Origin of the sequence: Collinsella sp. BIOML-A6, from assembly GCF_009875845.1 — a bacterium.
In the GTDB taxonomy this organism is placed as follows: domain Bacteria; phylum Actinomycetota; class Coriobacteriia; order Coriobacteriales; family Coriobacteriaceae; genus Collinsella; species Collinsella aerofaciens_H.
On record NZ_WWSL01000021.1, the window covers coordinates 1 to 20,952 of the forward strand.

The 20,952-nt window shown below is 57.9% G+C and carries 20 protein-coding genes; 2 read left to right on the forward strand and 18 right to left on the reverse strand.

Translation table 11 applies throughout. From position 1 onward, the window contains the following. Positions 1–129: 129 nt before the first annotated feature. The 18 genes from GT495_RS07700 to GT495_RS07785 form a co-directional block, all read right to left on the reverse strand. The gene (locus GT495_RS07700) at positions 130–1,170 is read right to left on the reverse strand and encodes an NAD-dependent epimerase/dehydratase family protein (protein ID WP_117638206.1); all 1,041 of its coding nucleotides are present in this window, start codon (positions 1,168–1,170) and stop codon (positions 130–132) included. A gap of 66 nt (positions 1,171–1,236) precedes the next feature. Beyond that, the gene (locus GT495_RS07705) at positions 1,237–2,703 is read right to left on the reverse strand and encodes a lipopolysaccharide biosynthesis protein (protein ID WP_117564572.1); all 1,467 of its coding nucleotides are present in this window, start codon (positions 2,701–2,703) and stop codon (positions 1,237–1,239) included. A gap of 84 nt (positions 2,704–2,787) precedes the next feature. Then, positions 2,788–3,735 carry an ATP-grasp fold amidoligase family protein gene (locus GT495_RS07710; RefSeq protein WP_117564573.1) on the reverse strand — a complete coding sequence of 316 codons (948 nt, stop codon included), beginning with the start codon at positions 3,733–3,735 and terminating at the stop codon, positions 2,788–2,790. Positions 3,736–3,878: 143 nt separating this feature from the next. Next, a complete protein-coding gene (locus tag GT495_RS07715) occupies positions 3,879–4,967 on the reverse strand; it encodes an EpsG family protein (RefSeq protein ID WP_161162184.1) in 1,089 nt (362 codons plus the stop codon). Then, positions 4,964–6,067 carry a glycosyltransferase family 1 protein gene (locus GT495_RS07720; RefSeq protein ID WP_161162185.1) on the reverse strand — a complete coding sequence of 368 codons (1,104 nt, stop codon included), beginning with the start codon at positions 6,065–6,067 and terminating at the stop codon, positions 4,964–4,966. The genes GT495_RS07715 and GT495_RS07720 overlap by 4 nt, the downstream gene beginning before the upstream one ends. After that, positions 6,064–7,011, reverse strand: coding sequence for a D-glucuronyl C5-epimerase family protein (locus GT495_RS07725; RefSeq protein ID WP_161162186.1), 948 nt, complete (start codon positions 7,009–7,011; stop codon positions 6,064–6,066). Before GT495_RS07725 ends, GT495_RS07720 begins: the two co-directional genes overlap by 4 nt. Continuing rightward, the gene (locus GT495_RS11135; RefSeq protein ID WP_117638202.1) at positions 7,011–8,303 is read right to left on the reverse strand and encodes a glycosyltransferase; all 1,293 of its coding nucleotides are present in this window, start codon (positions 8,301–8,303) and stop codon (positions 7,011–7,013) included. Before GT495_RS11135 ends, GT495_RS07725 begins: the two co-directional genes overlap by 1 nt. A 5-nt stretch (positions 8,304–8,308) precedes the next feature. Continuing rightward, positions 8,309–9,580: a nucleotide sugar dehydrogenase gene (locus GT495_RS07735; protein ID WP_271807643.1), complete on the reverse strand. Its 1,272-nt coding sequence runs from the start codon at positions 9,578–9,580 to the stop codon at positions 8,309–8,311. A gap of 43 nt (positions 9,581–9,623) precedes the next feature. Beyond that, entirely contained in the window at positions 9,624–10,541 is a 918-nt protein-coding gene (locus GT495_RS07740; protein WP_161162187.1) for a glycosyltransferase family 2 protein, read from the reverse strand. 3 nt (positions 10,542–10,544) lie between these two features. Further along, on the reverse strand, positions 10,545–11,345 hold the full coding sequence (locus GT495_RS07745; RefSeq protein ID WP_199410718.1) for a sugar transferase: 801 nt from the start codon (positions 11,343–11,345) through the stop codon (positions 10,545–10,547). A gap of 86 nt (positions 11,346–11,431) precedes the next feature. Then, positions 11,432–12,022 (reverse strand): hypothetical protein, encoded by a 591-nt coding sequence (locus GT495_RS07750; protein ID WP_117847613.1) that lies wholly within the window; start codon positions 12,020–12,022, stop codon positions 11,432–11,434. 323 nt (positions 12,023–12,345) lie between these two features. Next, complete coding sequence (thrS, locus tag GT495_RS07755) at positions 12,346–14,109, reverse strand: threonine--tRNA ligase (protein ID WP_117842538.1); 1,764 nt, start codon at positions 14,107–14,109, stop codon at positions 12,346–12,348. A gap of 295 nt (positions 14,110–14,404) precedes the next feature. Then, positions 14,405–14,836 carry a zinc ribbon domain-containing protein gene (locus GT495_RS07760; RefSeq protein WP_152073934.1) on the reverse strand — a complete coding sequence of 144 codons (432 nt, stop codon included), beginning with the start codon at positions 14,834–14,836 and terminating at the stop codon, positions 14,405–14,407. Between the two features lie 630 nt (positions 14,837–15,466). Beyond that, complete coding sequence (locus GT495_RS07765; protein ID WP_161162188.1) at positions 15,467–15,844, reverse strand: hypothetical protein; 378 nt, start codon at positions 15,842–15,844, stop codon at positions 15,467–15,469. Positions 15,845–16,101: 257 nt separating this feature from the next. Further along, on the reverse strand, positions 16,102–17,136 hold the full coding sequence (locus tag GT495_RS07770) for a type II TA system antitoxin MqsA family protein (protein ID WP_161162189.1): 1,035 nt from the start codon (positions 17,134–17,136) through the stop codon (positions 16,102–16,104). Next, complete coding sequence (locus GT495_RS07775; protein WP_161162190.1) at positions 17,133–17,471, reverse strand: type II toxin-antitoxin system MqsR family toxin; 339 nt, start codon at positions 17,469–17,471, stop codon at positions 17,133–17,135. Before GT495_RS07775 ends, GT495_RS07770 begins: the two co-directional genes overlap by 4 nt. An 85-nt stretch (positions 17,472–17,556) precedes the next feature. Further along, positions 17,557–18,168: a hypothetical protein gene (locus GT495_RS07780; RefSeq protein WP_161162191.1), complete on the reverse strand. Its 612-nt coding sequence runs from the start codon at positions 18,166–18,168 to the stop codon at positions 17,557–17,559. A gap of 25 nt (positions 18,169–18,193) precedes the next feature. Beyond that, on the reverse strand, positions 18,194–18,577 hold the full coding sequence (locus GT495_RS07785; RefSeq protein ID WP_161162192.1) for a helix-turn-helix transcriptional regulator: 384 nt from the start codon (positions 18,575–18,577) through the stop codon (positions 18,194–18,196). Positions 18,578–18,748: 171 nt separating this feature from the next. Between GT495_RS07785 and GT495_RS07790 the strand changes: the two genes are divergently transcribed. Together GT495_RS07790 and GT495_RS07795 are read left to right on the forward strand one after the other, a co-directional pair. Beyond that, entirely contained in the window at positions 18,749–18,943 is a 195-nt protein-coding gene (locus GT495_RS07790) for a helix-turn-helix transcriptional regulator (RefSeq protein ID WP_161162208.1), read from the forward strand. 544 nt (positions 18,944–19,487) lie between these two features. Then, a complete protein-coding gene (locus GT495_RS07795) occupies positions 19,488–20,951 on the forward strand; it encodes an NAD(P)/FAD-dependent oxidoreductase (protein ID WP_161162193.1) in 1,464 nt (487 codons plus the stop codon). Position 20,952 lies beyond the last annotated feature (1 nt).

Sequence of the window (20,952 nt, forward strand, 5' to 3'; positions counted from 1 at the left end):
CTAATGGCTTGGCGTCAGCATGCCGCGATTCTGTCGCACGGAGAGCATTTCCCAGTTGACAAAACTATAGGAACACCCCCAAAGCGAATACGGTCACTGCTGTATACATTCGACATTGCTATCACCCAGCTAATTCCCGTAGAACTCGCGATACCACTTCGCGAATTCACGAAGACCGTCCTCGAGCGGCGTTGCGGGTTTGTAACCAAAATCGCGCTCCAAGGCGCCAGTATCCGCATAGGTTACAGGCACGTCACCAGGCTGCATAGGAACGAGCTGCTTATGCGCCTCGAAATCGTAATCGGCGGGGAGCACGCCCTCCTCAACCAGCACACGCTGCAGCGTATCAACGAAGATCAGCAAGTTCTCGGGATTCGAATTGCCGATGTTATACACGCGATGAGCGGCCATTGGCAAACCATCAACACCGATCTTGACCTCAGGAGCGCCGTCCATGACCCTGCGCACGCCCTCCACAATATCGTCCACGTACGTAAAGTCGCGCTTACAATCGCCCATGTTGAAAATCTTAATCGTATCGCCACGACGCAACTTCTCGGTGAAGCCGAAGTATGCCATGTCGGGCCTTCCCATGGGCCCATACACCGTAAAGAAGCGCAGGCCCGTGGCTGGGATGGAGTAAAGCTTGGAGTAGGCCGCGGCCATTAGCTCGTTGGACTTCTTTGTGGCGGCGTACAGGCTCACCGGAGAGTCTACACGGTCGTCCTCCGAGAAAGGCACTTTCTCGTTGCCGCCGTAGACGGAGGAAGAGCTCGCGTAGACAAGATGCTTCACCGGGTGGCGCCTGCAAGCCTCCAATATATTGAAGAACCCTACCAGGTTGCTGTCTATGTAGGCCTTGGGGTTCTCGATGGAGTATCGCACACCGGCCTGGGCGGCCAAGTTCACCACAACGTCGAAGCCGTTCTCAGCGAACAGGCGCTCTATCAACGCGGCATCGCACAGGTCGCCGCGCACGAAGGCGAAACGCCCCGCCTTGTCCACCTCCGCCAGCATTCGCAGGCGAGCCTCCTTGATGCCAGGGTCGTAGTAGCTGTTCACGTTGTCCAGACCGATGATCGCGTCGTCGGTGGTTTCGAGCAGCCGCTTCACCAGAAACGCCCCGATGAAGCCGGCGGCGCCAGTGACGAGGACTTTTCTATCCTGCATATATACCCCACTCTTTCGTTTTAAGGAAGTCCTGAGATGGAACTCCCAACAAGTTAATTACAGACCTCAAAACGTTTTAAAGCCGCCGCCCTTGACCAGCTTCAGCAGCACCCTCCTACTCTTGGGCAAAGCAAAGCAAATCGCGAAATAGACAACGACGCACCCTACAATGTCCAACCCGACGCCAAGCCAGTTGCTAGATGCGAGTCCATACGTCACCCATGCAAATGCGCACATCATCGATGTGCAGAAAATGGGCTCCTTGAGCGACAACATAGTGCGCCCAAACGAAAGGCCAACCACGAAATATGTGACCACTTGGTTGATAGCAATCAAAAGGATTCTCAATCCCGCATCAGCCCACACGACGGCATCGAACCCTTGCATAGCCGCCACGGTCATAAGCGGCGTCATCAACACGAGGTACATCACCTGCACAAGCGTAGACACGCGCGGTTTACCAAGAGAGCGATACATCTCGCTGCTGTAGTATGAGAGCAGCACCATCGGCCCCTGCACCAGCCCATACAACCCGAACATGAGCGTCGCCTCGCCCCACTGATCGCCGAGCAACAGGGCCACCAAAGGCTCGCGGAATACGAAGATACCCGCAGACAACGGCAACAGGAACAATGCCACCATGAACTGGAAGCGTCGCAGATAAGCAACGTATTCTTCCCGATCAAACTGAAGGCGCGAAAGTGACGAGAACAAGATGGGCGTCGTAGCGTTCGTGATAATCCCGAAGCACCCGCTCACAAAGGTGACTGGCGTCTTGTAATATCCCAACTCAGCCGCACCCAGGAAATGCCCCACGATAAAGGTGCCCGCCCAAGAGGAAAGCCATATGGTGAACGACTCCAAAAGCGTCCATCCGCTGAATGAGAACATAGCCTTCAGCATGTTGAAGGAGTAGAAAAAACGCGGCTTCCACTCAGACAGCAGAGTCAGCCCCACTGCATTTACAATATTCGCCGCCAAAGTGCCAACGATAAGTGACCAGTAACCAAATCCCATAAACGCCAGTACAAGCGTCGAGCCGAAGTTAAGTAAGGTCGACGTCAGTCTCACCGGCATAAGCGACTTGAAATCGAGATTACGGTGGAACAACGCCATCTGAATGCTCGAAAACGACGTCAACGGGAGAGAGAGGCAGGCCACGGCCAAGGGAAAGCCCAGCGACGGATTGCCCACGAAGGTGGCCACCGGATCGTTGAATATGGCAATGAGACACCACAGGACCACCGATATGCCGAAGTTCGTCCAAAAGGCCACGTTAGCGTTGGCATGCAGGTCTTTTTTGTCTCGGAAGCTGTGTTGCACCAGGTACTTCTGGAACCCGGCGTCCGCGAACATGTCGGCAAAGCTCACTACCATGGTGACGGTCGCCACCATGCCAAACGCCTCTGGCGCCAGCAGCCTCGCTAAGACGAGCTGCGAGATAGGCGAGATGATTTTGGCGATAATCTCGGTTGCCAGAGACCACTTTGCCGCGCTTGCCGACCTCGCCCGGAGGTCTTTTGTGTCGGACATACTAAACCTCCATGAAGAAACGCCGGAACGCGCTTACTGGCTGATTATCCATGCGCACGCACTGAATGCAGCTTTCGTTTGCCATCATTCCTCGTTTTCACGTTGGGGCAAAGAAACCATTTGCCCCAACGTCCTCTCCGCCTCAGCGGGGCTGAAAGGCGTAAACCCGCCCCACGGGTAGAAAGTCAGCTCGCCGACGAGAACGCGCCCCTTGCAGATGAAGAGGTCGACCCTCAAGAAAGGTACACCGTCACTCAGTTTCCTTGATAGCTCGAGCATCTCGCTGAGCTGCTCCGGGGCAGGGATCGTCTCTTCGGAACTCGCGTATCCCATCGCCAAAGGCAGCAGATTCCACTCAGTGTCGTAGAAATCGTTGTACCTCTTCTCAGAATCGTTCTTGTCCCCGTGGCAATAAGAAATCAGCCGGGGTTCCCCGTCAAAGCAGAAGAAGTCGAACTCGTCGATGCCTTCCCAGTTATCGTCTTCATCACGGGCATTATCGCCCTCGCTCTCCAAGAACTCCTCGGCGAACACGACGGGCTTCACGTTCTTGTAAGGCCATTCCCTGCACCCGTAAAAATAATTCTGCTTCAAATGACCCCGAAAAAAGTCCTTGGCACTGTTGAGATCGAAGTGTCCCTTGTCAGTGCAGATGAGCACGCCGCCGCAGTCGTGGTTCGTTTTGAGTACGAACTTCTCCGGTAGCCCACTCACATCGATGTCATCAGCGGAATTCCAGGCGCCCAACGTCTTGACCACGTGCTCGGAGCCCACACGCGAGGCAATGAGGTCCTTAGCGCGGTACTTGTCGACCATGGTCGTGTACGCAGGGTTGTGATCGTTAAGCTTCAGCCACTGCATCTTCTCAGTGAAGGTCACCGGCGAGTCTATGCTAGGCCACATGCCCAACTTGGCGCGATGCATCAATCGAAGGTGCGTCCTGTCGGAAACCCATTTCGTTAGACCCTTCGACGTAAAGGCACAGTAGGCCATCCACGGGTCACTTAGGTATTTTTTAATTTTGCTTTCCATATATACAATTTCCTTAAGTCCGAGCTTAAACAAAGCGTTTTACTTTTTAATTCTCTGCGCTACACATGGAACAAGCCCTGGGCGTATGCAAACCACCAACGTAGACTTTGCTCGTATATGCCCGAAACGGTTTCGGGCACTATTTACCCCATCCAGACGAACGAATAAGACTCGATACCAAGCCCGGTATGAAGCAGATAGGCATAAAAGGCGTAGAAAAGGAACCAGACAACTAGAAAACAGCCAAGACAAAAACGGGCTTTTATTTTCCGAGCGTCCTTCACGAAGCCTCCGAAAATCACGGGGCCTAATACGGTGAAGTAATAGGCTATGCGGCCGGCGTTGGCAATCACATAAGAGGACGCCGAAGCCAAAATGCCTAAAGCGTAAAACACGAGCGGCATCCGGTTGGCTTTGAGCCGCGACATTCCGTCGCTCTCAACCGGGGCAACATTCGCAGTTTCGCGGCTGACGAAATATGCGATCGCGAGGACGGTCGCCTGCGCAAAAACCATCAACCCGATGCTCGATTCGTTCACGGAGTAACGCGCATACCGGTCGACGAGCTTAGAGCCCGCATAAGCTGCCAGGAACAGCAGGGCAACCGATGCAAGCATCTTCGCGGCGAACTGCGATCGGCTCTTGCTTTTGTTGGAAAATAGGTAGTAGATGAGGAATAGGACCCCTATCAGGGCGGACGCGTGCAAAAGAGCGCCAACAGCCCACCAAGCGCAAAAAAGCAACGGCTTATTCTGTTCTAAAAACCTGGTTGCGTAGAAAACCAGCGAGACTGCAATCATCTGGCACGTCAGACACATAGACAGCGGGAACACCGTTGCCGTATAGACGAACATCGCAAACGAGAGCGATGCCGTTCGTCTAAAATCCCAAAGCCTGAAAGCAAAAAAGGCGTTGGTGATCAGCGACTCGACGACGAGCAAGAACGAGTAATTGTTACAGATATGGAGCACCGCACTTGTGAAGACACCGTACGGAACGCTGAACGTATGGTTCCACATCGTGGTCCCATACGCGTAGAAGTACTCGATTCCCTCTTTATAACCCAGGGTATCCTGCCCAACCGCATACGACCTCAAGCCCCCGACGGCGGTAAGAAGAACCACGGCAGCGACCAGCCCAGCCTTACTTTTGCCGTTTTCCGACATGCGCGCAAGCGCCGCTGAAAGCAAAACGACAAGAAAGTAGAAAAGCGATGTTTCGATAAAGTTCATCCGAATACCAGCCTCACGAAACCGGGAAGCTCCGAATTGATTTCATAGCCCGAGCCTTTCAAATCCCTCGCACTGGCGCTTGACCCTATGCGATCCGCGGAGAGCGCGGCGTCGGCCCATTCGTCCAGAGCGTCGCCCAGACTTTTGTAAACGACGTTCTCGCAAATGCCAACCTCCCGCGTGATGGAGTCGCTAATCACGCAAGGGAGTCCGTTTGCCTGCGCCTCGACGACGACGTTCGGCAGGCCTTCGTAGACAGAGGGGAAGATGAAGACGTCCATAGCCGAATAGAGACGGCGGACATCGCTCCTAACCCCGGCAAACACCACCCTATCGGTCAATCCGAGCTCGGCAACGCGCCTCTCAACGGCCGTGCGTGTCTCGCCTTTGCCGACGAGAATGAGGACGGCGTCTGGCCTTCTCCGGGCGATTTCAGCAAAAACATCGACAAGGAAGAGGTGGTTCTTCTGCTCACTGAACCTCCCGACGTGCCCGACGACATAGGACTCGGCAGAAACGCCCAGTTCGCGCTTAACATCGTCCCGTGTCGAAGCGTCATAGGCGTAGTCCTCGAGGTTGAGCGCGTTCTTCATGAGATGGAAACGCGGCCCCGATACCCCCGCCTTGCCGAACATGTAGACGCCCGCCTCGGTAGACGGGGCGGCGAAGTCGGTCGCCGCAACCCTGACAAGGGGCTTGAAAAGATTGTGCAGCAGGGTCTCCTTTTTGCTGTTCGAAACTGTACCCGTGTTGCTTGACCTGAATATGGTTCTGGACACGCCTCCGAATCTCATGGCGAGCAAATCAAGACAGGAAAGACTGTGCTGAGACGACCTGACAGCACAGCAATAACCGCCGTCCCGGGCTATCTGCATGAGCCGCTTGAACGAAGCGACCGGCCCGGCCTCGGTCTTCTTGACTGTGTGCACAATTCTGCCGCCCATCGACTCGATTTCGGCGTCGTAAAAGCCCGGCACGTCGGACGACACACAGAAGTCGAGCTGATAGCGCGACTTGTCCAAAGCCCGGTAATACTTCATGAATACCGTCTCGGCCCCGCCGGTGTCCATCGAGGTCACGATATAGAGGGCCTTCTTCATTGGACGATCACCGCATCGGATTTCTCGATCAGCTTCTGCAGCGCCTTTTTAGCAATCGCCTTCCTGCGGTTGGCCGGAGATTCCTGATAGCGCTCGTATACCTCGGCCTTCACCGCGAACCTTGCGTCGCCTGAAAGATCCGCCATTGCGCGGAGCTGCGCTATATGTAGATGATGGTAGGCGGGAGAGGCGATACGCTTTTCCATGTCGTAATAAGACCAGAAGCCGGCGTCGTAGTCATCCAAATGGCAAGCCAACGTCTCCGCAGAGCGCTTGAATGGCCCGGCGAAGCGCGCGTCGACCAACGATGCGTCATAGAGACCGAAAAGGCTAAACACCCAACCGTTCATGACACTGCGCCTGGGGCGTTGAGGGTACTCCTCCAGGAACAGTTCTCCCCCGTCATGCGACGACACGCCGCCATTGTCCATGTCGATAAGCATGAACTCGGCAGCTTTCAGCGCCGCAACTCTATAGCACTCGTCCCCGAAAGCCGCATGGGCCCTCAGCAGCATCGAGCACCCCTCGCCTTGGGCCATCGAGGAGACGGAGTACTTAGCGCTGCCTATCGGACCAAATGCGTCCCAAGAGCCGTCATCCCGCTGGGCGCCGATCGCCCAATCCGAGCATACCCTTAGTGCGTCGAGAAAGCGCTCAACTTCATCCGACCTGAGAATGCTCAAGTCGTAACAGCCCAAACCGTATTGGAAAATGGCGATGGGGAAATGCACCCGCGCCCCACCGGCGATGACGCTAACAGGGACACCGCCCTCGTCGAGCAGAGTACTGCCAGTGACCTTGCCGGTCAAATCGTTGTAGTACCCGGACAACTGTCCGACATTATAGGCCCTGCCCATGCTCTGCTCTACGGCCACAGCCGTCTTGCCAGTGAGCATTTTGCTCCACCTTTTGAGCATGGTCATCTTCTGCGCAATCTGGCCCATCATTCACCTTCGTTTCTGTAATCGACTCCGAGCGAGCGCACAAGCCCCTCCACGTTGGCCTCCAAACGGAAGTCCCTCTCCCAAACGGCCCTTGCAGCGCGCCTCATAGAAGACCCTTCGGCCTTGCCCAAAAAGACGAATCGCTTTATGGCCGCGGCGACATCTTCCGGTCCACAGTCGCTAGGTAGGAGAAAGCCGTTGACGCCATCGCTTACTATCTCGTGGGTTCCGCCAACGTCCGTGGCGATGACGGGAATGCCGAATCCGCAGGCCTCCATGATCGAAAGCGGCAGGCCCTCGCTTGACGAGACGTTCACGAAGACGTCGAAATGCTTCGCTGCGTACTCCCCCAAAAGCGCGTCGTTCGGCAAAGCCCCCGCGAACTTCGCGGTGGAGTGCGTCAGCAACGAGCAGGCGGCCCTCGCCTCCTCGAGCTGTGGGCCGTCGCCGTAATGGGTCCATTCGACGCGAAGCCCTTCGGCATCAAGAAGGGTGACAGCCTTAGCAAGAAGAGGCACGCGCTTAACGTCGACAATACGCGAGCACGAGACGACCCGCAACGGGCAGGTCAACGGCTCGCCGGACTTGTCTGGCATCTCCCGCGTTCCGAGATAGGAGGTCGTCACCTTGCCCTCATGGCCCGGCCAGTTCGCGTTTATGTATTCCTCCCCGTCTTTCGAGCAGGGAAGCACTCCGGAAAGCTTGGATAGGAGGTATCCCCGGAAGGGCAAATAATGCACATCGGTACGATCTGCATACAGATCGTACCCATGTGCACGCGCAACGGCGCGTGCACATGGGTACGTGCCGGTCAGCCAAGCAGCGACCAAAGCGGTGTCGTAAAGCCAAAAGCTGTATATGTGCGTGGGCTCAAAGCCAAAGCGGACCAGTTCCTCCGCAAGCACGTCCGCCTTTGCCTTCGCCCTCGCGGCAAAGTAGCCCCGAAACACGCGCTTTCCGATTCCATGAACGGATTCTGTGGCATAGGCCTCACGAACGTCCGCACCGCCCAAAAGGGGAAACGCGATCCCTTTGACTGCAAGCAAAGCCTTGTCCTTGGAGGTATTACCGCAACCCAAGGCCAGGGGCGTCACATTGCCCGGCAGCGCGCAGGTGGGCGCGTCACCCGGCTGCGCCTCGGTCCCCACGGCGAGCACCTCGTCGAAATAGGTCGAAAGAACGCCTATCTCGTTCTCGAGATAGGACTCAGCGGCGACCTCGCCGCGGTTAAAGGGGAACCTCCTCGTCAGAAGGAGCAGCCGTCTCTTTTTTTTATCAGCAGTAATCGCCACAAATACTAATCCCTCTTGAATAGGTCGCGGGTATACACCTTGCCGGCAACATCGGCCAGATCGTCGCTCCACCGGTTGGCAATGATCACGTCGCACTCGGCCTTGAACTTCTCAAGGTCATGCGTCACCTCGGAACCGAAGAATTCCGGCGCGTCCAGCGTTGGCTCGTAGACAACGACCGGCACTCCCTTGGCCTTCACGCGCTTCATAACGCCCTGGATGGAACTGGCGCGGAAATTGTCGGAGTTCGACTTCATGGTCAGGCGGTACACGCCCGCCACGGGCTTCTCCTTGCCTTCGTATACCTTGTCCCACAGCAGTTGCAGTACCTCGTCTGCAATGTAGTCCTTGCGAGTGCGGTTGGCATCGACGATGGCCTCGATAAGGTTCTGAGGCACGTCCTTATAGTTGGCCAGCAACTGCTTGGTGTCCTTGGGCAGGCAGTAGCCGCCGTAGCCGAAGGAGGGGTTGTTGTAGTGGGAGCCAATGCGGGGCTCTAGGCACACGCCATCGATGACGTCCTTGGTGTTGAGTCCCCTCATCTCGCAGTAAGTGTCCAGCTCATTGAAGTACGCCACGCGAAGTGCCAGGTAGGTGTTGGCGAACAGCTTCACGGCCTCCGCCTCGGTGGTACCAAGAACGAGCTGCGGGATGCCCGTCGTGCCATCAGGGTTGGTGCGCTCAAGCTCGGCGGGGCCGACGCCTTGGGCGAGCAGCCCAGCAAACGTCTTTGCGGCCTTCACAGCTTCCTCGTCGTCCTTGGGCGCGCCCACAACGATGCGGCTAGGGTGCAAATTATCGTAGAGCGCCTTGCTCTCTCGAAGGAACTCGGGGCTGAAGATGATGCGGCTGTCGCCAAGCGTCTCGCGAAGCGACGAAGTGTAACCCACAGGGATGGTCGACTTGATGACAATCCAGGCCGTCGGGTTCACCGAGCGGATTGCCGAAATTGCGGCTTCAACAGACGAGGTGTCGAAAAAGTTGCGGTCCGAGTCGTAGTTCGTTGGCGTGGCCACGATGGCGAAATCCGCGCCTGTATAGGCCTCGGCGACGTCCACGGTTGCATGCAGGTCGAGCTTCCTCGTGCCCGCCTTAGCCTCGGCCAGGAAGAGCTCAATCTCGTCGTCCTGGATGGGCGACTGAAAAGCGTTAATCTTCTCTACCTTCTCGGAGACGATGTCGAGCGCGCGCACCTCGTTGTGCTGCGAGAGCAGAACGGCCAACGAGAGCCCCACATAGCCGGTGCCGGCGACTGCTATCTTCATTTTTTCGGACATATCATTCAACCTTTCGTTAAGAGCAGGCACACATATGAAATAGTTAGGATTTCGCCTTGCCGAAGAACTTCAGCGCCTCAGAGACGCAGGCGGCGGGCGATGAGGCAATGGCCTTTAAGGCGTAAATCACAGCCTGGCCTGGCTGGTTGCTGCGCTTCATAGCGAAGGCGAGCACGGCGTTGTGGCGAAATTCGATGTAGCGCACATCCTTCTTGCTGAGGCGCGGGTAGTAGCCGCGCACCACCTCGTGCCTTGCGACCTCGCCGTTTACCTTGTTCTTGCCAAGCGAGAGCCTCTCGCCGGAATGGAGGTACTGCCTCACGTGCACCTCGGGCATGTAGCCCATGTGGGCGCCAGCCTCTATGCAGCGCAGCATCAGCCACCAGTCTTGGCCGGTCGCCACCTCGCCGAAACCCTCAGTGCGGTCGAACAGGTCGCGCCTGAGCATATAGATGGCCGTTGGGCTTATCGGCGTTAGGAGGTGCGCGCGCAGCAGACCCTCGGTGGAGAAGTCCTCGCAATGGTCGAGCCTGCGGTGCTCCACAAGCCGGCCACGTTCGTCATACCACGAGACATCCTGCCAGCTCATGTCGAGGGAGTTTTCCTGCATGAAGGCGACCTGGGTGGACACCTTGTCAGGCAGGAACTCGTCGTCATCGTCGAGGAACGTGAGGTACTCGCCCGTCGCCTGGCGGCAGGCGTAGTTGCGCGCCGCCCCGCCGCCGGTCTGGCCGGAGGTGTGCAGCAGCCTAAAGTGCGGAAGGCTCGCGGCATAGGGGGCGACCGCCGTGTCGGTCTCGGCGCTTTCCGGCCACTCCGGCCGATTGTCGCTCACTACAATCAGTTCGATGTTCTCCGCGCCGTAGTCCTGCGCGGCGATTGAGTCCAGGGCCACGCGAATCCTGTCAGAGCGCTTGTAGGTCGGCACCACGATCGAGACGAGGGGTTTGTCAGCACTCATGCGCTACCTCCCCGTCTTCTTCTTGCCGAACATGACGCCAAAGGTCTTGAAGAAGACCTTCCAGTCTGCCTTGAGGCTGGCACCCTTCGCGTAGGCAAGCTCGAACTCCTGGCGCAGGCCGTTCTCGAAGGTCGCGAGGTTGCGCGGGCCCGACTGCCAGGCACCGGTAATGCCCTGCGGGACGGCAAGCACCTGCACCTGTTGCTCGTGCGTAAAGTTCCCGAGCTCCTCGTAGGTGATGGCGCGAGGGCCGATGACGGAGAGCTGGCCCGCAAGCACGTTGAAGAACTGGGGCAGCTCGTCCAGGGAAGTCTTGCGCAGGACGCGGCCTAGCTTGGTGATGCGGGGATCGTTTGTGACCTTCCGCTCGCGGTGCCACTCCTCGATCTGCTCGGGGCTGAGGTACTTCTCCACGTCGTTGGCGTCGGCGACCATGGAGCGGAACTTGAGCACGCGGATGGGGCGACCGAAGCGCCCAGCCCGCTCGTGCGCATAGATGGGAGCACCCTTGGTGTCGGCCGCAATGAACGCGCAAAGAACCGTGCCAGGGATAAGAGCCACGACGCAGACGCACGCACTGAACGCGATGTCGAACGTGCGCTTCACGAAGCGGTAGCCAAGCGATCGCGTGTCGAGCGCACGGGACTCTGCAGCGAACTCGGGCGAGCCCGGGAGGCTCACCGCACCCGTGTTTGCAGCGGAGCCGACCCCAGCACCCGCCGTGCCCTTGCGCCGGTCCATGGCCCGAGCAATGAGCGTCGCCCCCACGGGCGCATTATTCTCTGTTACTTCTTTAGCAGTCACAATAAAACTTTCGTTCCTGTCCCCAGGAACCCCCCCCCCAATCCACAAATTCAAAAACCAAATAAATTGCCGGTGCAACGTATCCCTTACGTTTTGCTGGGAACGTCCAGCGGAAGCAGCTCCCTAAAAGCGGAGACGCCTTCGCCCACGTCCACCAGGCACCAGCGCTTATGACGGTCGACCTTTTTAACGCGGGCCTCTTGCCCCACAAGTGGACCCTGCTCTATGTGCAGCACGCCATCTTCTATGCGCGCCACGCTGTTGCGCACCACTCCGTCGTCGTCCAGCACGCTGCGGTACCACTCCTGCGCATCGTCCGGCATAGGCGCATAGGCCCGCTCCCTGCTGCCGGCAATGCGGCAGCCAAAGCTCAGTTGAGCCAAAGCCCTATCGAGCGCTGCGGCATCGTGCGTGGCGACGAAGAAATATTCCTTGTACATGGGTTTGGTTTGGAGCGACCAGGCGCCGTCCCGCTTAAACCAGAACTCCTTTTGCATCACAAAAGCGTCCTGCATCAGATCGTGCGGGATAATACGGCGGACCTTTTCGCAGGTCTCGCGCTCTTTACCGTTGGGGGTGTGGACCAGATACCAGCGGACGCGGCCATGCTGGCTGTTGGTAGTTGCGCCGTTGAATGCGCCCGGCAGTTGCTCTTGGCGCCGCGTTGTCTGCTCCATCTCTCGCCCCCTTTTCTGGCTTTGCGACGCACGCAAATACCGGGGCGTTTAGAACATCTTCTCGCTCGCAGCTAGCCGCAGTCGCAAAAGTACAGGTTATTGTATCTTTCGACGCGAGCCATTATACAAGTTAATTCGGACTGTTTTCCCAGATTGCACAAATTGCGGCGCGGGAGGACACATCTCCATAGCCCTCTACAAAAACCTGTACCTTTTTGCACAACAAAAAAGGCGCTCTACCAGCGGCTTTTTCTCGTTTTGGCATTAAAAAAGGCGACCGCCCTTTGTGGACGGTCGCCTTTCGTTGTTTCTGTTGGGTTGCCTTAGGCGCGAGTCTTGATCTCCTCGAGAACCTTGGCAACAAACTCGTCAACGCTCATCTGAACGGTCTCGTTGGAGCGATCGCGGACGGAAATGTTGCCGGCCTCGACCTCCTTCTCGCCCAGGATGAGCATGTAGGGCACGCGATCGATACTGCGGGCCTCGCGGATCTTGTAGCCGATCTTTTCGTCGCGGTCGTCGCAGACCACGCGAATGCCGGCCTCCTCCAGCTTGGCGCACACCTCGTGGGCGTAGTCGCGGCTCTTCTCGGAAACCGGAAGTGCCTTAACCTGCACGGGGGCCAGCCAGGTGGGGAACTTGCCCGCAAAGTGCTCAATCAGAATACCGATGAAGCGCTCGATGGAGCCAAAGCACACGCGATGCAGCATGATGGGGCGCTTCTTGGTGCCGTCGGCGTCCACGTACTCCAGATCAAAGTTGAGCGGCATCTGGAAGTCGAGCTGGACGGTACCGCACTGCCAGGTACGACCGAGCGAATCCTCCAGGTGGAAGTCGATCTTGGGGCCATAGAAGGCGCCGTCACCCTCGTTGACCTCGTAGTCCATGCCCAGCTTTTCCAGAGCGGCGCGAAGGCCCTCCTCGGCGCGAGCCCAGTCCTCGTCCGAACCCATAGAATCCTCGGGGCGGGTGGAAAGCTCAACGTGGTACTTAAAGCCGAACTTTTGGTACACGGAGTCGATAAGGTTGACCACGCCCACGATCTCGTCGGTCAGCTGGTCAGGACGCACAAACAGGTGGGCGTCGTCCTGGTTAAAGCAGCGCACGCGGAACAGGCCGTGCAGGGCGCCGCGCAGCTCGTGGCGATGCACCAAGCCAATCTCGCCGGCGCGGATGGGCAGCTCGCGGTAGGAGTGCGGCTTGGAGGCGTACACCAGCACGCCGCCCGGGCAGTTCATAGGCTTAATGCAGTACTCTTCGTCGTCGATGACGGTGGAGTACATGTTGTCCTTGTAGTGGTCCCAGTGGCCCGAGGTCTTCCACAGCTGCTTGTTCATGATGAGCGGCGTGGAGATCTCCACATAGCCGGCCTTGTGGTGGATCTCGCGCCAGTAGTCCAGCAGCGTGTTCTTAAGGATCATGCCGTTGGGCAGGAAGAACGGGAAGCCGGGAGCCTCGTCGCGCATCATAAAGAGGTCCATCTCGCGGCCGATCTTGCGGTGGTCGCGCTTCTTGGCCTCCTCCAGCATGTGCATGTGCTCATCGAGCTCTTCCTTGGTGGCAAAGGCGACGCCGTTGATGCGGGTGAGCATCTTGTTGTCCTTATCGCCCTTCCAGTAGGCGCCCGAGACGCCAGTGAGCTTAAAGGCCTTGAGCGCCTTGGTGTAGCAGATGTGGGGGCCGACGCACATGTCGATGTAGTCGCCCTGCTGGTAGAAGGTGATGCGGGCGTCGTCGTCCAGGTCGCCGATGTGCTCGACCTTGTACTTCTCGCCGCGCTCCTCCATAAGGGCGATGGCCTCGGCGCGGGGCTTCTCGTACACGGAGAACTTGAGGTTCTCCTTGACGATCTTCTTCATCTCGGCCTCGATCGCGGGGAAGTCGTCCTCGCTGATCTTAACGCCCTCGGGCAGGTCGACGTCGTAGTAGAAGCCGTTGTCGGTCGCGGGGCCGTAGGCAAAGTCGGCCTCGGGGTACAGGCGCTTGATGGCCTGCGCCATGATGTGCGCGGCGGAGTGGCGGATGACGTGCGTGACCTCGTCTTGCGGGAGCTCGGCCACCGAACCGTCATTGTAGAGTGCCTTCATGGGTATGTTTTCTCCTCTCGGATGCCTGGTGTACAAGTGCGGACGCCCGGCGCCTGTGGCGCTTGATGGGCGCGGCGTTTTTGACTTGCATCATTATAGGCAGGTTACCTTGGTATACAAGCGCCCGCCGCACCTTAATGGCACGGCGGGCGATTTTTTACGCATGCTTCATCGTGTGGGGGCGGGGTGTGGGGTGCGCGTGCGGCTTGCGTGTGGCGCGCGATGCCCGTGGTGCGGGGCGCTTGCGCGGGATGCGCGGTGCCCGTGGCTTGCCGCCGGCCCGGCGATGGATGCGTTACTGGATGCGAGTTCGGCAGTAGGGGCAGACCTTCCAGTGCGCATCGAGCGGGCGATGGCAGCTGGGGCACACGTTACGAACCTGGGTATCGCAAACCGGGCACACGACAAAGTCCTTCTCGATGGGCGCGCCGCACTGCGGGCAGGTGCCGTACTGGGCAAGCTGGCGCTCGCGCAGGGCCATGTCCAGCTCCTGCTCCTCGCGGTCGGCCGCGTAGGAGTGCGGGCGCAGGACCAGGTAGGCAATGAGGCCCACAAACGGGATGAGGGCGATGATGCCCCATGCCACGTAGGAGCTGGCGCCGCGGCGGCGAGCGTCGATGAACACATAGACGACCGACAGCACGTACAGGGCGATGATAAAGCCCACGAAGGCATAGATGACGCCCATAAGCTGCGGCGACATGAGCTCGGAGATATACTTGGACATTGAGGTGTACCTTTCGGATTATTTACATTTCGGTCAAGTTTACCACGGGGTTTGTATATATGGGGCCACAGCTGGATATGGGGCTGGCGCGGACACAAACATCTCAATCTGTAACATCTACGGGTCAAAAACTCGGCTAAACGTTACAAATCGAGACGAAGAAAAATCTCCGAACCCAATGTCTCAATCTGTAACAACTACTCAAGAAAATCGACTCCAGATGTTACAAATCGAGATAAACGGGTAAGCCGTCAGCAAAACATCTCAATCTGTAACATCTGAGCCCCAAAATCTCCCCTTCCTGTTACTGATCGAGACAAAGGAAAACGTCCAGGCCGAATGTCTCAATCTGTAACAGCAACTCAGCAAAAACAGGTCTAACTGTTACAGATTTAGACATTCGAAATCGACTGATAGGTTCATCTAAATCTGCAACTATTAACCGCACCTGTTTTACCTGCTGGTTTGTTGGGAAATATCCCAATTTATCCCAAGTGCGTCGCAAACGGAACGCGCTACCTGCTCACGGGAGCGGCGAATATAATGTCGCCCCGACACGCCCGGCAGGGAGTGGCCCATGAGCATTTCCATGAGGTCCCAGGGCATGTGTAGCTCCATCTCGCAGATGGTTCACCACGATTTGCGGAGGTTCGACCATGGGATGTGCTCGATGCTCTCGGCTGCGCACCACTTCTTCCAGCTATGATTGCACATCCCTCGGTTCATGGGCAGTCCGTCCCCGCGATCTGCTAGCCACTCGGAGCCTGCCGCGCGGCGCTCGCCTGCCATTTCGAGCAGGCGCCCGGCGGCATCTGGCAGCACAACGACTGTGCGTATGGACTTCCGCGTCTTGAGTACACTGTCCGCCGTTGGCTCGATACCCGCTTGCTCCATCTGGCGCACGAGGTCGACCGTTGCGAGCGTTGTTGATCCTGCCGCGAATGACATGACCTCATCGGTGCGGACGCCCAGCGACTCACTCGACCGGCATGAACCAAAGCACGCCATGATGAACGGCGCCTTGAGCAAGGTCCCGTGTAGCCGCTCCAGGATGTCCTTTGCCTCGGCGAGCGTGTATAGACACTTGGTAATGTCCCTAGGTTGCCCGGAGCTATCTCCGTGTTACTCCGGCATCCTTGTTGTCACCCCACCGCGCCAAGGTTCCAGCCGTACGCGGTGGGGTTTCTTTATGTCTGGAACAGTTGTTGCGTCATCTGCAATAACTGGCCTTTTGCTGGGACCCGCCCTGTTCCGTCATAGGTCCTTTAGACTGCCATTCTGGTGTCAACAGCGTCTACGACCTCTGCTGCATATTTTGGATAGTCGATGACCTTGCCGCTCCCCGTTTCCTTCCATGCCGATAGGTCATGGGAGAACTCTGATATCTCGCTTGCGGTGTCAAACGTGTCGACGAATCTGGCTACAAGATCGATGTACTCGAGTTCCTTTTCGTCAAACGTTTCCTCTGGTTCGACGAGTGGTTTTACGATTTCGCCCCAGCCGTTGGGGACAAGCTCTATCTTGTCCTGTTGCTGCAGGGCATAGAGCAAAGTGTCCTTATCGTTTATGACGGGGCCATAGTCGGCATGTGCGTATTCGATTCCCGTGAGGGAGGTGCTCGTCATGCCATAGCAGTAGTAGTCGAGGAAGAACATGGCCTTCTGCAGTTTGGTCTTATAGAGCCTCTTGCAGCGGTGGGCAAGAATGACAACGGCGCCACACACGCGCGACCAGTCGAACGGTCGGTACCCGTTCGTCCTCGACGGCGAGTATGCCTCAAGTGGCGGCCAGCTATAATCTAAAGTGCTGAAGCGATCCGGAGCCTGGGAGTCGACAAAGTTTTCGACGGTGCTGATGATCTTCTCAGACAGTTTGTCTCTCTTTACGTTTAAAAGTGACAGGGCGCCAGCGGGGCTTGCTGCCAGCCTGATCATTCCATCGTGAGCCTCGTCCTGCAGCGCGCCAGACTCATATCGAGCCACAGTTTGCTCACCGAAGCCAAGGAAGCGGCTGAAATCTCTCAGCGACAGGCCGTAGTGTTCGCGGACGGCCTTGATTTCCTCGGGGGAAAGTAAGTGATTGGCGGCGCGATAGGCGGCATAGGCGGCTGCGAGGTTCTCGCTTTCTATGCGCGCGTCCGCAATAACCGCTCCACAGACGGGGCATACCGCGACCGTGGCCTCATACGTAATATCCTGTTTTCTGATGCGCATCGTCTCGGTACGACGCTCTTCGCGTGCCTCGACTTCCTGGTCGCATTCAATGCAATAGGTGCTGAAAGTGCTCTTCGTCTCGCTCATCTCGGGACCTCCGATCTATCCCGGTACAACTTTACAGAGAGGCATTTGCATCGCTCGGCCTTGCGTTTTATGGACATCTTTAGGTACAGCGTCTTGCCGAATGCCTTGGGTGAGAATTCAGCAACTATCCATCCCGGGTATCGCGAGTCGCGGTCCGCCTCGGGTCCATCAAAACAATCTCTTGGCGTGAGCGATAAGATCACGTTTTTGAGCTCGTCCATGGTGATTCCCATGCCCGCCATGAACTCCAGACTTGCCTCGCGTTCCACGAGGATGAAGTTGTTCTTGTCCACGATTTCCTTCATAAAATGAAGGAAGAGCCCTATGTTGTCCATCCCTCTCCTTAGCTAGAAGTGTAATCAATTAGTTACAATGATGGTGAAGAAATCGAGGTGATTCTGTGGATTCGACCTCTTGCGCCTAGTCAAATGACAGATGAAGCCTTGAGTCTGCCAACGATTTAATTCGTGGCAGCCTGCCTAGGCTCCGAACAGCTTTGCGAGCGTGCCGATGGCGCTGGCGAATGTGGGACGAGCCCCGCGCCCTTGGATGCGAGGCCGAGCGTGTCCTTTGCCTTCCCGGCGAAGCCTCCCTCGTCTTTACCTCGGCGGCGAACCGCAGGTCGGCGAGGGCTAGTTTCACAGCGAGATCCTCGGGCGACAGGCCCTGGCTGCTCGATATCCGCTTGATCGTCTGGTTGAAGTCGACCGCGACGGTCGCCTCGACGGTGGCCGTCTCGGTCGACTCGATTTGGCCGGAGGTCGCCTTGGCCATCATGTACTCGTACTCCATGCGGTCCCTGTGGTCGAGCAACAGGTCGCGGATCGTCTCGATGGACGTGATGTCGATCATGCCGGGGTTGACGCCGGCCGTCACCCTCGTTCCGGTCTCACGCTCGATATTATTTCCGAATGTCGTCATGTACCTAGCCACCACCTTCTGCCTGAGACTGGGCGGGTCGCTCTCAATGACCTCGTCGCACAGGTCCACCAGGCGGTCGACTGAATCGCACATTCCCATGTTATCTGCCAATCTCGCAGGCGGTTCCTTTGAATGCCTACGTGGACCTTACTTGATTCGCCTCCAGCCCTTCGCCTTCAGGCGCTGCAACCCGAGCTTTGGACAACTCGGCCTGGTCGCGTGCCGTCTCCAGGATCTTCGAGCGCCTCTTCTCGGTGCTCTGCCGGTAGCAAGTGATCAGCTCGCCCTCCGCGCCTGCCGGCGCCGTCGGCTTGCCCTCGGGATGCTCCTCGTACCATCCGAGCAGGTCGTTGGGGTCGGTGTTGAATACTTCGCAGAGCGCACCTACGAGCTCTGCGTTCGGATAGCTCTCCTCGCGCTCCCAAGACTGAATAGTTCGGAATGACTTGCCAACTTTTTGTGCAAGCTCCTTTTGGCTTAGCCCCAGGGCTTCTCGGCGCTCTCTTAGACGAAGGTTCATCCTCACTCCTTTCTTTACGTTACGTGAATAGTAAACAAAAAATGTCTTTACGCAAAAAGATGTTGCTTAATTGCTTGAAAGGGACATATAACTATTCATAATGAAATTCGACAGACATGAAAACGTCTCTAAGGAGGAACGATAGGATTTCAGTAAGGAGCTGGCGGGGATATCCGCGTCGCACGCACCCGAGCTGACCTTTCTCAGGCTGAGGTCACTCCCAAGGTCGGAGTGAACGTCAGCACTTTCGCGAAGTACGAGAGTGGCGATTACATTCCTGGAGCCGACAAGCTCTTGGCTATCTCGCAGGTTCTTGGTTGTCCGCCCAGCGACCTGATGGGCTGGAACACGGACGAGGCCGCATAGGGATGGAGGAAGAGGAATGACTGGGAGGAGCTACGAGCTGCCCGACGACGTCACAACCCTGGGCGGCATGGTGATCTTTGTGTTAATAAACACGGATATTTGGGGCGCACGTCCGCGTGGCTTTCGTATCCCCAAATTATCCCAAGTGTGTGTGCTAACCCGTTTTTACGCGCTTGTGCCGTTGTTGCCGTACTTAAACCCGCAGGTAAGCAGTGTGTTCGTTTTTGTCGTTTTATCGAGTCAGCACTGTAACATCTAGACCCCAAAACAGCCCCCAGATGTTACAGATCGAGACAGAAGAATCCCTCCCCGACTTCAATCTCAATCTGTAACATCTGGAACCCAAATCCTCAGCTTACTGTTACAGAACGAGACAAACCTCCGATATCAAAGCCGGCAGACGAGGTTGTCGACGCTGCTGGGTCTCCCCTCGCCTGCCGTTGGCGGGTGTTGTGGAGCTGTTCGCCGCATTGCCGCCGCGCTGGGGGTGTGCAGACCGTAGGATAGTCCTATTGACAGCCTGTCAACTCGTCTGGGAGGCACTGTGACAGAAACGTTTGATATCGCGATTGTGGGCGCGGGCATCACCGGGTGCGCCATCGCGCGGCAGCTCGCGCGCTATGACCTGTCCATTTGCGTGGTCGAAGCGGGCAACGACATCGCGCTGGGCGCATCGAAGGCCAACGGCGGCCTGGTGCACGCCGGCTACGATCCGGCGCCGGGCACGGTAAAGGCACAGGTCAATGCCCGTGGCTGCGAGCTGTATGGTACTTGGGCCCTGGAGCTCGGTTTTTTGTTTTGCCGAACCGGCTCGATGGTGCTGGGCTTCAACGATGAAGACCGTGCGCAACTGGAGAAGCTGCGCAGCAATGGCCTTGCCAACGGCGTACCCGAGCTGTCGATTATCGGCCCCGAGCGCATCCACGAGCTGGAGCCGCGTGCCAGCGCCGACGCAACATGCGCGCTATGGTGTCCTTCGACTGGCTTTGTCGATCCGTTTGAGGTCGCCATCGCCGCGCTGGAGAACGCCGTGGCCAACGGCGTGACGTTTATGCGGTCCGCACCGGTGGAAGCGATTGTGGTTGCTGGCGGCGAGGCTACCGACGGGGCTGTCCGCTTTACGCTGGCGACCCCCGCTGGCAACGTGCGCTGCCGCTATCTGATTAACGCCGCGGGCAACGGTGCCGCGAGCATCTCGCATATGGCAGGCGCCGAGGAGTTCCAGATGGTCTGGCGTCAGGGCAACATCGTGGTGCTGGACAAGGAGTCGCGCGCGCTCATGCCGCTCTACCCCGTGCCCACGCCGGTGTCCAAGGGCGTTATCGTCACGGGCACCGTACATGGGAACACCGTGATTACCGCGACCGCCGCCGTGCGCGAGCCGGGCGACACACAGACTTATGCGAGCGATGTGAACGCGCTGCTGACCGGCGCTCGCAAGCTGGTGCCCGATCTGGATACGCGCCGCGTGGTGCGCGCATTTGCCGGTGGGCGTCCGGTCATTCAGGGGACCAACGACTTCTTTATTGGGCAGTCGACCGTGGTGCCGGGGCTGTTTCAGGCGGCGGGCATTCAGTCGCCAGGCGTGGCGAGTGCGCCGGCCATTGCCGAGCGCATGGAGCTTGTGATGCGTGAGTCGGGCGTGGAGCTGCACGAGCGGGCTGACTGGAACCCAATTCGCCGCGCGCCGGACGACTTCGACCGCGTGCCGCTTGCGCGCAAGGAGGAGCTCATTGAATCCGATCCCGCGTGGGGGCAGATCGTCTGCCGCTGCGAGACAGTGCCCGAGGCCGAGATTATGGCCGCGATTCGACGCCGCCCGGGCGCGGTTTCGGTCGAGGGAGTCAAACGCCGCTGCCGTGCCGGCATGGGCCGCTGCCAGAGCGGCTTTTGCCAGAGCCGCGTGGTGGCGATCCTGGCCCGCGAGCTAGGCTGCGACCCTAGCGAGGTGCTGTTTGAGGACACTGGCTCGTGGCTCGTTGAGGGACCTTTGAAGGGGGTGCGCTAGG